Genomic DNA, 16,037 nt, shown 5'->3' with positions numbered 1-16,037 from the left:
AAGCCTATCACTCGTGATAGGTTTTTTGTTTTTCGAAAACACCATGATTGTATTGTAAAAAACAGGTCTTTTTCTCTTTAGAGAGCCATTGCTGCAGTGACTTCAGAGCAAAATGTATCGAATTTACCTGTGTTTTTATCCAAAATATGATAAAATGGGAGTACTAACTGTGAGGTGCTATGTTTAATAACTTAAAAAATAACTCGCAAGAGCAAATTCCAGTGCCACGGCATATTGGAATAATTATGGATGGAAATGGCCGTTGGGCTAAAAGTCAAGGGAAACCAAGAATTTTTGGGCATAAGGCCGGAATGGATGCCCTAAAGACGGCAGCTATCCACGGACAAAGACGTGGTGTAAAGGTAATGACTGTTTATGCTTTTTCGACAGAAAACTGGTCTCGTCCTATGGATGAGGTCAAGTTTATCATGAGTTTGCCCATTGATTTTTATAGTAAATATCTTCCAATTCTTAATGAAGAAAATATCCAAATTCGGATGATTGGTGAGCGCGAAGGTTTACCGAAAGCAACTTTAAATTCAATTGACCGTGCAGCTGCTGAAACAGCCAATAATACAGGAATGACTCTTAACTTTGCCATGAATTATGGCGGACGTCGGGATATCCTTTTGGCTGTTCAAGAGTTGGCAAAAAGTGGCAAAGATTTGGCGGAAATTACAGAAGAAGAACTTTCTGCTCATTTACAGACAGCAATTTTACCTGAAGATTTACGGGATCCTGATTTGATTGTCCGAACATCAGGGGAATTACGTTTGTCTAACTTTTTACCTTGGCAGGCTGCCTACAGTGAGCTTTATTTTACAGACGTAGCTTGGCCAGATTTTGATGAAGCAGCTTTAGATGCTGCTATTTTAGAGTTTCAAAAACGTGATCGCAGATATGGAGGAGTAAAATGATAAAGCGTATAATCACTGCTATTATCGGAGGAGCCGTTTTTATTGGCCTAATGTTGGCAGGCGGTGCCTATTTTCAAATTTTAATAGCATTGTTGGTTATTATAGCGATGAATGAACTGTTCAAGATGCACAAACTACAATTGATGTCTTTTGAAGGAATATTATCAACTATGGCGGCCTTATGCTTGGCTTTGCCGATTGGAAAATATTTCTTTGGCATGGATGTTGAAGGAAGTACTCTTCTCTTCATGCTTTGTTTATTTGGCATGTTGACCGCTATGGTTTTTTCCAAAGGTTCATATAGTTTCGAAGATATTGGCTTTCCTTTTCTCTCAGCCTTTTATGTAGGTATTGGCTTTCAAAGCTTACTCTTGGCACGTGAAAGTGGATTAGCTGTCGTCTTCTTGGCTTTATTTATTGTTTGGTCTACAGATATTGGGGCATACTTTGTCGGGAAATCAATTGGGAAACGAAAATTAATCCCCGATGTTTCACCAAATAAGACGGTAGAAGGTTCTATTGGAGGTATCTTATCTGCAGTAGTCGTTGCAATTTTGATGTTTATTTTTTATAAAAATGACTTGCCTCAAATCGGCTTCGTAAAACTTGTTCTCTTTACTATTGTCTTTTCTATCGTAGGACAAATTGGTGACTTGGTAGAGTCAAGCATCAAACGTCATTATGGGGTAAAAGATTCAGGGAAACTTTTACCGGGACATGGAGGCGTGCTTGATCGCTTTGATAATTTAATCTTTGTCTTCCCAATTATGCATTTATTAGGCTTGTTCTAAGCCTTGAGGTAAAATAATACGAAATAAAAATACTCTCACTTCACATTTTATTACGCTTTAGGTAAAATAGAGTGTTAAGGAGGGTTTTATTTCAAAGAAAATAAGAAATAAATACACCTTTAAAGTTATTCGCTCACAAGCTGATGAAAAGCTAGAAGATTAAGGGAGGATCTTTATTGATTCAAACATTGGTAACATTTATCATTGTCTTTGGTATTATTGTTGTTGTACATGAGTATGGTCATCTATTCTTTGCTAAGCGCGCGGGGATTTTAGTCCGCGAGTTTTCCATTGGAATGGGCCCCAAAATTTTTGCACATCAAGCCAAAGATGGCACGTTTTATAGCATTCGTATACTTCCTCTTGGAGGTTATATCCGCATGGCGGGCTGGGGCGATGATACAACGGAAATAAAAAAAGGAACCCCGGCATCTTTGATGATTGTTGAAAATCAGGTGGTTAAAATTAATCTTTCTGAGCGGGTGACTTTGGAAAATAGTGTCCCCATGCTGGTCACTGAATACGATTTTGAAGAAGCACTTTTCATCGAAGGAGAAGTTTTTGGTGAAACAAAACGTTATTCAGTTGACCATGATGCAACAATTATCGAAGCGGATGGCACGGAACTTCGTATCGCTCCACGCGACGTACAATATCAAAGTGCCAGCGTTCTCGGCAAGATTTTAACAAATTTTGCTGGTCCTTTAAATAACTTTATTTTAGGGATTATAGCTTTTATTATCATCACTTTTATGCAAGGTGGTGTACCTTCTAATACAAATCAAATCGGACAAGTCCAATCTGGCACCCCTGCTTATTCGGCAGGTTTACAGTCAAAGGATAAAATCCAAGCAGTCAATGGTGAAAAAACCAATAACTGGGAAGAAGTTGTCCAAAGGATCGGTGCAAATGATGGCAGTGAAATCAAGCTGGATATCGAACGTGCAGGTGCGACGAAGACACTGGAGCTCAAGCCAGAAAAAATTGACGGAAGATACCGCATTGGTATCACTCAAACAATCAAAACTGGCTTTTTAGATAAGCTAACGGGTGGCTTTACTCAGGCTGCTAACGCAACAACGTTGATATTTAAAGCTTTAGGTAACCTCATTGCACAGCCAAGTCTTGATAAACTTGGTGGACCCGTTGCCATTTATGATTTAAGTGGGCAAGCAGCCCGAGAAGGTCTAGTATCTGTTATCGCTTTACTTGCCATGCTCTCAATTAATCTGGGAATCGTAAATTTAATCCCAATCCCCGTCCTTGACGGAGGGAAAATTGTCCTCAATATTGTTGAGGCCCTACGAGGCAAACCACTTTCACAAGAAAAAGAAGGAATCTTAACACTTGTTGGTCTTGTCTTTATGGTGGTCTTGATGATTGCTGTGACTTGGAATGATATCCTCCGAGCCTTTATTAGATAAGAAACGAAAAATTTAAGGAATAAAATATGAAACAATCAAAAATGCTTATACCAACGCTTCGCGAAATGCCAAGCGATGCACAAGTTATCTCACATGCTCTTTTAGTTCGTGCGGGATATGTCCGTCAAATCTCTGCAGGTATTTACGCTTACTTGCCATTGGCAAATCGTGTGCTTGAAAAACTTAAAACAATCATGCGCGAAGAATTTGAAGAAATCGGTGCAGTAGAACTCTTGGCTCCTGCACTTTTGACAGCAGATCTCTGGCGTGAATCAGGACGTTACGATACTTATGGGGAAGATCTCTACAAGTTGAAAAACCGCGATCATTCCGACTTTATCCTAGGTCCTACACATGAAGAAACAATGACGGCCCTGGTACGTGATGAAGTTACTTCATATAAAAAACTTCCTTTAAACGTTTACCAAATTCAATCGAAATATCGTGATGAAAAACGTCCACGTTATGGGTTGCTCCGCGGTCGTGAATTCATCATGAAAGACGGTTATAGTTTCCATGCGGACTATGAAAGTCTTGATGAAACTTACAACGACTACAAGCGTGCTTATGAAAAAATCTTTAGTCGTGCGGGTCTTGATTTCAAAGCAATCATTGGTGACGGTGGTGCAATGGGCGGTAAAGATAGTCAAGAGTTTATGGCTATCACAGCTGATCGCACGGATCTGGAAAAATGGTTGGTTCTTGGAAATTCTATTGAATCAATTGACGAAATTCCAAACACAGTCATTGAGCAAATCCAAGAAGAACTTGCCAAATGGCTTGTTGCAGGTGAAGACACAGTCGTTTATGCTGACGGTGGTGACTATTCTGCTAACTTGGAAATGGCAACAAACAAGTTTGAAAATATCGCTAGCTATACGGAAACTTTAGAGCTTGAAAAAGTTGCAACACCTGACGCGAAGACAATCGATGAAGTTGCTGCCTTTTTAGAAGCTGACGTTGCTGAAACGATTAAAACACTTGTTTTCCGTGCTGATGAAGAGTTGGTTGTAGTACTGATGCACGGTAATGATGAGTTGAATGAAGTTAAACTCCAAAACTACTTAGGTGCAAGTTTTGTTGAACCTGCTACAGAAGCAGATGTTGAAAACTTAGCTGGAGCTCACTTTGGTTCACTTGGTCCTATCGATTTGAAAGACGTTAAGATTATTGCTGACCGTGAAGTTCAAGCGGTTAAGAATGCTATCATCGGAGCAAATGAAGATGGTTTCCACTATCGTAATGCTAATTTTGGTCGTGACTTTGAAGTAGACGAATTTGTTGATTTACGTACGGTTAACGAAGGCGAAATGTCTCCTGACGGTCGTGGCACACTTAAGTTTGCGCGTGGTATTGAGATTGGACACATCTTTAAATTAGGCACACGCTACTCAGATTCAATGGGCGCTAACGTTCTTGACAAAAATGGTAAGGCAGTGCCGATCGTTATGGGTTGTTATGGTATCGGCGTGAGCCGTTTGCTTTCAGCAATTCTTGAACAATTTGCCCGCATTTACGTAGAGAAAACACCACGTGAAGAGTACAAATTCAGCTGGGCAATCAACTTCCCTAAAGAGCTTGCACCATTTGATATTCACTTGGTACCTGTCAATACAAAAGATGAAGAAGCGATGGCTGTAACAGCTGAACTAGAAACGGCCCTTCGTGGTAAAGGCTATCAAGTTCTTGTGGATGACCGCAATGAACGTGCAGGAGTTAAATTCGCAGACAGTGATTTGATTGGCTTACCTGTTCGTGTAACAATCGGTAAAAAAGCAAGTGAAGGTATCGTTGAAGTTAAAATTCGTGCAACAGGTGAAGTTGTTGAAATCAATAAAGAAGAACTTGTCAATACGATTGAGATTTTGACGAAATAAGATATCACAGATTAAGCCTCTAAAACTTATCTGGTAAGTTTTTAAAGTATAAATGAAAAGATTGAGATTGGAATTGTCTCAATCTTTTTTATATCTTTTCTTGAAAGGAAAAGATTATGTTACAATTTCTTTAAATAATTTAATAAAATATTAAGAGCAAAAATATATTTAGAGGAAGTTCCTCTTATTCTATTAAGAAATTAAGCAAAGATTATCATGGGAAAAAATAAAGTTAATACTGAAAGGCTTGCAAAGCGATGTAAAATACCTAAAATAATTCTGGCCTATATCTGGTATATTTGTACTAAAAAATGAATTTACTATTAGGTGTATTAAGTTGATGAAATTAAATAAAATAACAACTTTATGGCTTAATAGTAACGATCGGCTTTATTATTTTGCTGTTAATTATCCTTTATAAACTCTTTAAAAGAACTTATAATATCCCAAAGGTGAGGTGTAATATTATGAAATTATTTTTTTGGGGTTTAGCATTTATGCTAGGCACCAATTTTTTGAGGAGATTTGTGCAATGGGGGCTTGTGGCTTTCCTCGAATTTCCCCTCAATCTGACGACAGAATTATTAAGTCTAGCCATTTCAGGTCTTTTCTTATTAGCAGTTTTTATGCTTGGACCTCGGAAAATTGACATCCTAAAGTTAATTTTTTTATCATTTTTATTGCTCACCCATTTTTTCAGTCAGCTTTTCAATCACATGCTTGTGTCTGGTTTTGATTTTCCTGACACTCTAGCTATAGACTTGTTAAGTTTTGCTCTCCCCGCTCTTATCTTTGGAATACTTTTTGCTATCCTAGGGCGAAAGGCTGATGTTTTTAAGTGAAATTTACGTGTTTTTTCTAAAATTAAAAAGGCTGACATCACTTTCAGCCTTTTTAACTTCATAATAATTTCCGATAAAAAGCACAGATGTTGCTTTTTTGTTATAATGGAGGATACAGAAAAAATAGAGATATGCGGAGAAAAAATGGAAAATCTTTTTGAAAAACTGATGGATCAAATAAAAATGCCAAACCAAATTCGCGAATCGGCTCTTTTTTCCAGTGGAGAAATTGAAAATGTCGAAGTACATACGGAACGGAAGCTTTGGAAATTCCAATTAAAATTTGAGAAAATCTTGCCAGTTGAACAGTGGAAGGTTTTGTCTGGATTGATTGAGTCTGCTTTTTCAACTATCGCTGAGACGGAACTTTCGATAACAGTGGACCAACCTGAATTTGATGAGGCGATGCTTAACGATTATTATCAGCTTGCATTGACTTTACCAGACTTAGCAGATACAGCTTTTGCGAATATCTTTAAAAAATATCAGATAGAGCAACGAGGCGTTCAGATCAATCTTTTGGTCGAAGATAATCCTCAGTTGGATCATTTTGTAAAAAAAGACTTCCCTATCTTAGAAGAAAAGTTAAAGGATTTTGGCTTTGGAGCACTTACTATTCGCCCTGTTGTTGACGAAAAGTTAACCTTGGAAAAACGAGAAGCACATGAGCGTAAAGTGCATAACATGCTGGCTGCAGAGTCAGCCTCGCAACAGCAGATAAGTGAACTCAAAAAGCAACGCACAGATGAAGCTAGTGCCAAAACTGAAAAAGCTCCTGAAAAAATTGATACAGCCTTGTCAGAAGGAATTTCATTTGGACGTAAAATTAACGGCACAAGCCCCGTGACTTCGATGAGCTTTATCGCTGGCGAGGGAAGTGGCGTTGTTTTTGAAGGTTACGTCTTTGATGCGCATCATCGTGAGTTTGCCAGCAATGGTACAGGAAAAGTCAATCATGTTTTGGAGATGAAGATTGCGGATGAAACTTCCATCTTCCAAGTTGTTAAATGGGGGCGCAAAGACAATGAAATAGCTCAATTTAACACCATCGTTGAGAAAGTCAAAGCGGCCAATACAAGTGAAGATGGCTCGATTCAATTTGAACAAGGCATTTGGCTGCGTGTGCGTGGAAATATTGCACATGATGTTTATAAAGACGATCTAGTCATGACCGCAAATGATGTCGTTGAGATTGCTAAAAAAGAAGATTGTAGCCGAGTTGCGGCACAAATTAGTGCTGTAAAATCAGATAAAATTCAGATAGGGCGCGAAATTAAGAATTCTGAGCCAATCACACCGATGCGTTCGGTCAGTGAATTTTCTACTCATGGCTCTTTGGTGTTTGAAGGTTATATCTTCAAGAGTGAGCTGCGCGAGATTAAATCACGCAAGACAGGAAATATTAGCCATCTGTTAGAGATTGAAATGACTGACTATACATCCAGCTTTTATATCTCAAAATGGGTTCGTGGAGATGAAGAAATTGCTGTGGCTAAGCAGCTTACAGGCATTTGGGCGCGGGTACGCGGCACAGTGCAGCATGATGACTATAAAAAAGATCTTGTTCTACAGATGAGTGACTTACAAGAAATACCGACACAAAGAGTGCGGAAAGATAAGGCAGCTGAAGGAGATAAACGTGTGGAATTCCATAGCCATACGAATATGTCAACCATGGATGCGATGCCTCCTGCAAGTAAGCTTGTTGCTCAAGCTGCGAAATTTGGTCATAAAGCAATTGCCATTACAGACCATGCGGGTCTTCAAGCTTATCCTGAAGCCCATCAAGCCGGGAAAAAACATGGTGTAAAAATTATCTATGGCGTAGAGGCAAATCTGGTAGAAGACAAGATCCCTATTGTGTTCAATGAAGAAGATGTCAACATGTATGAGTCAACTTATGTTGTCTTTGACGTGGAAACGACAGGACTATCTGCTGTCCATAATGACTTGATTCAAATTGCCGGAACGAAGATGCATAAGGGAAATCCCATCGGCGAGTTTGATGAGTTTATTAACCCTGGTTATGCCATTAGTGATTTTACAACAGAATTAACAGGTATTACACAGGATCATTTAAAAAATGCGAAGCCTCTATATGATGTTTTAAAAGCCTTTCAAGAATTTTGTCAAGGCAGTATCTTGGTAGCCCATAATGCTACTTTTGACGTAGGCTTTATGAATATGAATTATCAGCGAAATGGCTTACCTATCATTAAGCAACCTGTAGTGGATACTTTAGAATTCGCTCGTAATCTGTACCCAGAGATGAAGCGTTTTGGTTTGGGACAATTGACGAAAAAGTTTCAGATTGGTTTAGAGCATCACCACATGGCCAATTATGATGCGGAAGCGACGGGACGTTTATTGTTTGTCTTCCTTAATGAAGTTCGCGATCGTTTTGGCTGGACATCACTGCTTGACTTGAACGACAAACTCGTAGCGGAAGATTCTTATAAGAAAGTCCGTCCAAAACACGTTACACTTTATGCTCAAACACAAGCAGGTTTGAAGAATTTATTTAAACTTGTAAGTTATTCTAATGTTAAGTATCTTGCTGGTGTACCACGTATTCCGCGTTCCGTTTTGCAAGAACATAGAGAAGGCATCATTGTTGGCTCAGCCTGCAAATCAGGCGAAGTTTTCGATGCAATAACCAATAAAACCTTTGAAGAAGCTTTAGAAATTGCCAAGTTTTATGACTTTATTGAAGTTATGCCGCCAGCGCTGTATCAATCTCTTGTTGTCGGGGGTAATTTTAAGAGTGAGAAAGAGCTGCAACAAACGCTGAAAGACTTGATTAAGCTCGGCAAGAAGTTAGGCAAACCGGTCTTAGCTACTGGTGATGCTCATTACCTTAACCCAGAAGATGCGATAAATCGTGAGATTATTATACGTTCGCTGGGTCAAGGGGCAGAAATCAACTGGAATCAAGGAAGAGGGGAGCATGCAAAACCTCTACCTTTACCCGAAGCGCATTTCCGTACGACAGATGAAATGTTGGACGAATTTAGCTTCTTAGACGAAGCCACAGCGCGTGAAATTGTCATCACCAATACGCAAGAAATGGCAGAGCGGTTTGAAGAATTAACACCTGTAAGAGATGATCTTTATACACCGAAAATGACCTTTGAAGGTGGAGAAAGTTCTGAGGAGCGCATCACGCGTTTGACTTATGAGAAAGCGCACGAGTGGTATGGCAATCCTTTGCCAGATATTGTAGATGCGCGTTTGGAAAAAGAGTTACGTTCTATTATAGGGAATGGTTTCTCCGTGGTTTATATTATTTCGCAAGAACTTGTACGGCGTTCAAATGAACGTGGTTATATAGTAGGTTCTCGTGGATCAGTGGGTTCATCACTTGTAGCTACAATGATTGGTATTACCGAGGTTAATCCTCTTGCACCGCATTATCGCTGCCCGGAATGTCAATATTTTGAATGTTATGATGATGGGAGCTACGGCTCAGGTTATGATATGCCTGATAAAAAATGTCCAAAATGCGGACATAAGTTGGTAAAAGATGGTCATGATATTCCCTTTGAAACTTTCCTTGGTTTCAAAGGTGACAAAGTACCCGATATTGACTTGAACTTCTCGGGGGATGATCAGCCTTTGGCCCATTTGGATGTCCGTGATATTTTTGGAGAAGACTATGCTTTTCGTGCGGGAACAATTGGTACGGTAGCCGAAAAAACAGCCTTTGGTTTTGTCAAAGGTTATGAACGAGATTACAATCAGTTTTATAGCAATGCTGAAATTGATCGTTTAGCCATGACTTCAACAGGTGTTAAACGTACAACTGGACAACACCCGGGCGGGATTATCGTTATTCCAAACTATATGGATGTCTATGATTTTACACCTGTACAATATCCAGCTGATGATGTGCGTGCGGAATGGCAAACTACCCACTTTGATTTCCATGCGATTCATGATAACATCTTAAAACTTGATATTCTTGGACATGATGATCCGACGATGATTCGAAAACTCCAAAGTTTATCGGGGATTGTCCCACAAGATATTCCCATGGACGATGAGGAAGTAATGAAACTCTTTACAGGTACAGAATCGTTGGGAATTACGGAGGAACAACTAGGCGCAAAACTTGGTACGCTAGGTATTCCTGAGATGGGGACCTTCACTTCAATGAACATGATTGCTGAAGCTAAACCTAAAACTTTTGCAGATTTATTGCAAATTTCAGGACTTTCACATGGTACGGACGTATGGGCAGGTAATGCCCAAGAATTAATACGCTCAGGAATTGCTGACTTGTCCAGCGTTATCGGTTGTCGGGATGATATTATGGTTTACTTGATACATGCTGGTTTAGACGAATCCATGGCCTTTAATATTATGGAACGAGTGCGTAAAGGGATGTGGAGCAAGATTGGGGCAGAAGAAAGAGAAACCTATGTTAATGCGATGCGTGAGCATGGTGTCCCAGATTGGTATATTGAATCTTGTTCGAAAATCAAATATATGTTCCCGAAAGCCCATGCTGCTGCCTATATTATGATGGCTCTTCGTGTTGCTTATTTCAAGGTACATAAGCCAATTCTTTACTATTGTGCATGGTTTTCTATTCGTGCAACAACATTTGATGTTGCAACGATGGGAGCAGGTTTAGATGCAGTCAAGGCGAAGATGAAGGAGATTCGTGATAAAGGTTTCGATGCAACCAACACTGAGGTCTCTTTAATGACAACGCTTGAGCTTTGTAACGAAATGCTTGAACGCGGCTATAAATTTGGTAAAATTGACCTTTACCGCAGTGAAGCTACAGAATTTGTTATCGATGGCGATACATTGATTCCACCATTTATCACAATGGATAGCTTGGGCGAAAACGTTGCAAAACAACTTGTTGAAGCCCGTAAAGAAGGAGAGTTCTTGAGTATTATGGAACTTCGTAAACGAGGAGGCGTGTCACAAACAGTTGTTGACAATATGAAATCTATGGGAATCCTCCAAGGAATGCCAGAAGATAATCAATTAAGTCTCTTTGAAGACCTCTTTTAATAAAAAACAGGAAACCAGACACAATGGTGTCTGTTTTTTTATAGTCTTTAAACGTGACAACGGCGGGGTTTTCCGAACGAGTGTAAAAAAAAGGGAGAAAAATCACAGTTTATTCTTGACAGAACAAAGTGAGTTTGATAGAATATAATAGTTGTCGCGAGAGAGCGTATCTCTTACGAGAGCGATAGACCTTTGAAAACTGAATAAAGTAGAATGACTATATGCGAGAAGTTAACTTCTTGTATACCAACTGTCAATTCAATAATGAAAGACAAAACAACAGCCAGTTCATTTGATGAACTAAATTTAAATGAGAGTTTGATCCTGGCTCAGGACGAACGCTGGCGGCGTGCCTAATACATGCAAGTCGAGCGATGATTAAAGATAGCTTGCTATTTTTATGAAGAGCGGCGAACGGGTGAGTAACGCGTGGGAAATCTGCCGAGTAGCGGGGGACAACGTTTGGAAACGAACGCTAATACCGCATAACAATGAGAATCGCATGATTCTTATTTGAAAGAAGCAATTGCTTCACTACTTGATGATCCCGCGTTGTATTAGCTAGTTGGTAGTGTAAAGGACTACCAAGGCGATGATACATAGCCGACCTGAGAGGGTGATCGGCCACACTGGGACTGAGACACGGCCCAGACTCCTACGGGAGGCAGCAGTAGGGAATCTTCGGCAATGGGGGCAACCCTGACCGAGCAACGCCGCGTGAGTGAAGAAGGTTTTCGGATCGTAAAACTCTGTTGTTAGAGAAGAACGTTAAGTAGAGTGGAAAATTACTTAAGTGACGGTATCTAACCAGAAAGGGACGGCTAACTACGTGCCAGCAGCCGCGGTAATACGTAGGTCCCAAGCGTTGTCCGGATTTATTGGGCGTAAAGCGAGCGCAGGTGGTTTCTTAAGTCTGATGTAAAAGGCAGTGGCTCAACCATTGTGTGCATTGGAAACTGGGAGACTTGAGTGCAGGAGAGGAGAGTGGAATTCCATGTGTAGCGGTGAAATGCGTAGATATATGGAGGAACACCGGAGGCGAAAGCGGCTCTCTGGCCTGTAACTGACACTGAGGCTCGAAAGCGTGGGGAGCAAACAGGATTAGATACCCTGGTAGTCCACGCCGTAAACGATGAGTGCTAGCTGTAGGGAGCTATAAGTTCTCTGTAGCGCAGCTAACGCATTAAGCACTCCGCCTGGGGAGTACGACCGCAAGGTTGAAACTCAAAGGAATTGACGGGGGCCCGCACAAGCGGTGGAGCATGTGGTTTAATTCGAAGCAACGCGAAGAACCTTACCAGGTCTTGACATACTCGTGCTATCCTTAGAGATAAGGAGTTCCTTCGGGACACGGGATACAGGTGGTGCATGGTTGTCGTCAGCTCGTGTCGTGAGATGTTGGGTTAAGTCCCGCAACGAGCGCAACCCTTATTACTAGTTGCCATCATTAAGTTGGGCACTCTAGTGAGACTGCCGGTGATAAACCGGAGGAAGGTGGGGATGACGTCAAATCATCATGCCCCTTATGACCTGGGCTACACACGTGCTACAATGGATGGTACAACGAGTCGCCAACCCGCGAGGGTGCGCTAATCTCTTAAAACCATTCTCAGTTCGGATTGCAGGCTGCAACTCGCCTGCATGAAGTCGGAATCGCTAGTAATCGCGGATCAGCACGCCGCGGTGAATACGTTCCCGGGCCTTGTACACACCGCCCGTCACACCACGGAAGTTGGGAGTACCCAAAGTAGGTTGCCTAACCGCAAGGAGGGCGCTTCCTAAGGTAAGACCGATGACTGGGGTGAAGTCGTAACAAGGTAGCCGTATCGGAAGGTGCGGCTGGATCACCTCCTTTCTAAGGAATATAAAAAAAGATGTTGTTCTACTTTATTCAGTTTTGAGGGGTCTATAAAGACCAAACAAGCAGTCTTTTGATGCAAGATAGAGAAGATTGCGTTGAGAGAAGGGGCCTTAGCTCAGCTGGGAGAGCGCCTGCTTTGCACGCAGGAGGTCAGCGGTTCGATCCCGCTAGGCTCCATAAGATACGACAGTATCTTGTCAACGAAGACGTTAAAATAGGAATTGATCATTGAAAACTAAATAACAATATCTTATAACGATAAATAAACCGAGAAATGGTAAAACATTTCTGTAAAGCTGCGAATTATTTTAAATAGTTCGAAAAAACTTATACTTGTTTTAATGGCAAAGTTAATAAGGGCGCACGGTGGATGCCTTGGCATTAAGAGCCGAAGAAGGACGTGACTAACGACGATATTCTAGGGGGAGCAGTAAGTACGCATTGATCCCTAGGTCTCCGAATGGGGAAACCCACTATGTTATGCATAGTATCCGTAAGTGAATACATAGCTTACGAGAAGGTAACGCAGAGAACTGAAACATCTAAGTACCTGCAGGAAGAGAAAGTAAAAACGATTTCCTAAGTAGCGGCGAGCGAACGGGAAACAGGCCAAACCAAGAAGCTTGCTTCTTGGGGTTGTAGGACTGCAACGTGGACTTAAAGTCTATAGAAGAATTACCTGGGAAGGTAAGCCAAAGAGAGTAATAGCCTCGTATTTGAAATAGACTTTATACCTAGCAGTATCCTGAGTAGGGCTGGACACGCGAAATCCAGTTTGAATCCGGGAGGACCATCTCCCAAGCCTAAATACTCCTTAATGACCGATAGTGAACCAGTACCGTGAGGGAAAGGTGAAAAGAACCCCGGGAGGGGAGTGAAATAGCACCTGAAACCGTGTGCCTACAAGAAGTTCGAGCCCGTCAATGGGTGAGAGCGTGCCTTTTGTAGAATGAACCGGCGAGTTACGTTATGATGCGAGGTTAAGCTGAAGAGGCGGAGCCGTAGCGAAAGCGAGTCTGAATAGGGCGCTTTAGTATCATGATGTAGACCCGAAACCTAGTGACCTATCCATGAGCAGGTTGAAGGTGCGGTAAGACGCACTGGAGGACCGAACCAGGACACGTTGAAAAGTGTTTGGATGACTTGTGGATAGCGGAGAAATTCCAAACGAACTGGGAGATAGCTGGTTCTCTCCGAAATAGCTTTAGGGCTAGCGTCGCAATTTAAGTGTATTGGAGGTAGAGCACTGTTTGGATGAGGGGCCCATCTCGGGTTACCAATTTCAGATAAACTCCGAATGCTAATACACATGTGCGGCAGTCAGACTGCGAGTGCTAAGATCCGTAGTCGAAAGGGAAACAGCCCAGACCACCAGCTAAGGTCCCAAAATATATGTTAAGTGGAAAAGGATGTGGGGTTGCACAGACAACTAGGATGTTAGCTCAGAAGCAGCTATCATTCAAAGAGTGCGTAATAGCTCACTAGTCGAGTGACCCTGCGCCGAAAATGTACCGGGGCTAAACATATTACCGAAGCTGTGGATTTAATATTAATTAAATGGTAGGAGAGCGTTGTAATCAGCGATGAAGGTATACCGTGAGGGGTGCTGGAGCGATTACAAGTGAGAATGCCGGTATGAGTAGCGCAAGATAAGTGAGAATCTTATCCACCGTAAGACTAAGGTTTCCAGGGGAAGGCTCGTCCGCCCTGGGTTAGTCGGGACCTAAGGCGAGGCCGAAAGGCGTAGTCGATGGACAACAGGTTGATATTCCTGTACTAGTATTGTTAGTGATGGAGGGACGCAGTAGGCTAAAGGGAGCCAGTTAATGGATTCTGGTCTAAGCAGTGAGGTGTGGAATGTGTCAAATGCATTTTCCTTTAACATTGAGCTGTGATGGGGAAGCAACTACGGTTGCGAAGCCCTTGATGTCACACTGCCAAGAAAATCTTCTAGCGTTTAATTCAATACTACCCGTACCGCAAACCGACACAGGTAGTCGAGGCGAGTAGCCTCAGGTGATCGAGAGAACTCTCGTTAAGGAACTCGGCAAAATGACCCCGTAACTTCGGGAGAAGGGGTGCTGTAGAAATACAGCCGCAGTGAAAAGATCCAAGCAACTGTTTATCAAAAACACAGCTCTCTGCTAAACCGCAAGGTGATGTATAGGGGGTGACGCCTGCCCGGTGCTGGAAGGTTAAGAGGAGGGGTTAGCTTAGGCGAAGCTCTGAATTGAAGCCCCAGTAAACGGCGGCCGTAACTATAACGGTCCTAAGGTAGCGAAATTCCTTGTCGGGTAAGTTCCGACCCGCACGAAAGGCGTAATGATTTGGATACTGTCTCAACGAGAGACTCGGTGAAATTTTAGTACCTGTGAAGATGCAGGTTACCCGCGACAGGACGGAAAGACCCCATGGAGCTTTACTGCAGATTGATATTGAGTACCTGTGAAGCATGTACAGGATAGGTAGGAGACTTTGACCTTGGGACGCTAGTTTCAAGTGAGTCGCTGTTGGGATACTACCCTTGCTTCATGGTTGCTCTAACCCACACGCATAATCGGCGTGGGAGACAGTGTCTGTCGGGCAGTTTGACTGGGGCGGTCGCCTCCTAAAGAGTAACGGAGGCGCCCAAAGGTTCCCTCAACATGGTTGGAAATCATGTGTAGAGTGTAAAGGTATAAGGGAGCTTGACTGCGAGAGCTACAACTCGAGCAGGTAGGAAACTAGGGCTTAGTGATCCGGTGGTACCGCATGGAAGGGCCATCGCTCAACGGATAAAAGCTACCCTGGGGATAACAGGCTTATCTCCCCCAAGAGTTCACATCGACGGGGAGGTTTGGCACCTCGATGTCGGCTCGTCGCATCCTGGGGCTGTAGTCGGTCCCAAGGGTTGGGCTGTTCGCCCATTAAAGCGGCACGCGAGCTGGGTTCAGAACGTCGTGAGACAGTTCGGTCCCTATCCGTCGCGGGCGTAGGAAATTTGAGAGGATCTGCCCTTAGTACGAGAGGACCGGGGTGGACTTACCGCTGGTGTACCAGTTGTTCCGCCAGGAGCACCGCTGGGTAGCTATGTAGGGAAGGGATAAGCGCTGAAAGCATCTAAGTGCGAAGCCCACCTCAAGATGAGATTTCCCATTCTTTATGAATTAAGAGCCCTGAGAGATGATCAGGTTGATAGGCTGGAAGTGGAAGTCCTGCGAGGGATGGAGCGGACCAGTACTAATAGCTCGAGGACTTTACCAAGTAATAGAACATATGAGTTCAGCTTTACTTATTTATCAAGAGATTGTTATTTAG

At 42.3% G+C, this 16,037-nt stretch carries 5 protein-coding genes, 1 tRNA gene, 2 rRNA genes and 2 pseudogenes; all 10 read left to right on the top strand.

The window, feature by feature from the left end:
* Positions 1-179 precede the first annotated feature (179 nt).
* The 10 genes and pseudogenes from J0J36_RS09175 to J0J36_RS09135 all read left to right on the top strand — a co-directional run bounded on the left by J0J36_RS09175 (position 180) and on the right by J0J36_RS09135 (position 15,983).
* Positions 180-917 (top strand): isoprenyl transferase, encoded by a 738-nt coding sequence (locus J0J36_RS09175; protein WP_019291564.1) that lies wholly within the window; start codon positions 180-182, stop codon positions 915-917.
* Entirely contained in the window at positions 914-1,708 is a 795-nt protein-coding gene (locus J0J36_RS09170) for a phosphatidate cytidylyltransferase (RefSeq protein ID WP_019291563.1), read from the top strand. Before J0J36_RS09175 ends, J0J36_RS09170 begins: the two co-directional genes overlap by 4 nt.
* A gap of 176 nt (positions 1,709-1,884) precedes the next feature.
* Positions 1,885-3,132 carry an RIP metalloprotease RseP gene (gene rseP / locus J0J36_RS09165; RefSeq protein ID WP_153925433.1) on the top strand — a complete coding sequence of 416 codons (1,248 nt, stop codon included), beginning with the start codon at positions 1,885-1,887 and terminating at the stop codon, positions 3,130-3,132.
* Between the two features lie 26 nt (positions 3,133-3,158).
* The gene (locus tag J0J36_RS09160) at positions 3,159-5,009 is read left to right on the top strand and encodes a proline--tRNA ligase (RefSeq protein ID WP_153925430.1); all 1,851 of its coding nucleotides are present in this window, start codon (positions 3,159-3,161) and stop codon (positions 5,007-5,009) included.
* Positions 5,010-5,476: 467 nt separating this feature from the next.
* Complete coding sequence (locus tag J0J36_RS09155; protein WP_019291560.1) at positions 5,477-5,851, top strand: hypothetical protein; 375 nt, start codon at positions 5,477-5,479, stop codon at positions 5,849-5,851.
* 105 nt (positions 5,852-5,956) lie between these two features.
* Positions 5,957-6,604: pseudogene (locus J0J36_RS10745) on the top strand (PolC-type DNA polymerase III N-terminal domain-containing protein); the annotation flags it as partial.
* A gap of 438 nt (positions 6,605-7,042) precedes the next feature.
* Positions 7,043-10,879, top strand: a pseudogene (locus J0J36_RS09150) (PolC-type DNA polymerase III); the annotation flags it as partial.
* Positions 10,880-11,185: 306 nt separating this feature from the next.
* Positions 11,186-12,734, top strand: a 16S ribosomal RNA gene (locus J0J36_RS09145).
* A 110-nt stretch (positions 12,735-12,844) separates the two neighbouring features.
* Positions 12,845-12,917: transfer RNA gene (locus J0J36_RS09140), tRNA-Ala, on the top strand.
* A gap of 166 nt (positions 12,918-13,083) precedes the next feature.
* Positions 13,084-15,983: ribosomal RNA gene (locus tag J0J36_RS09135) — 23S ribosomal RNA — on the top strand.
* The 16S and 23S rRNA genes sit together here with 1 tRNA gene alongside, the layout of an rRNA operon.
* Positions 15,984-16,037 lie beyond the last annotated feature (54 nt).

The sequence above is a fragment of the Lactococcus sp. LG1074 genome (assembly GCF_017309525.1).
Lineage (GTDB): Bacteria > Bacillota > Bacilli > Lactobacillales > Streptococcaceae > Lactococcus > Lactococcus petauri.
The sequence above is the reverse complement of the archived record's forward strand: the minus strand, read 5'-3'. Positions and strand labels throughout refer to the sequence as shown.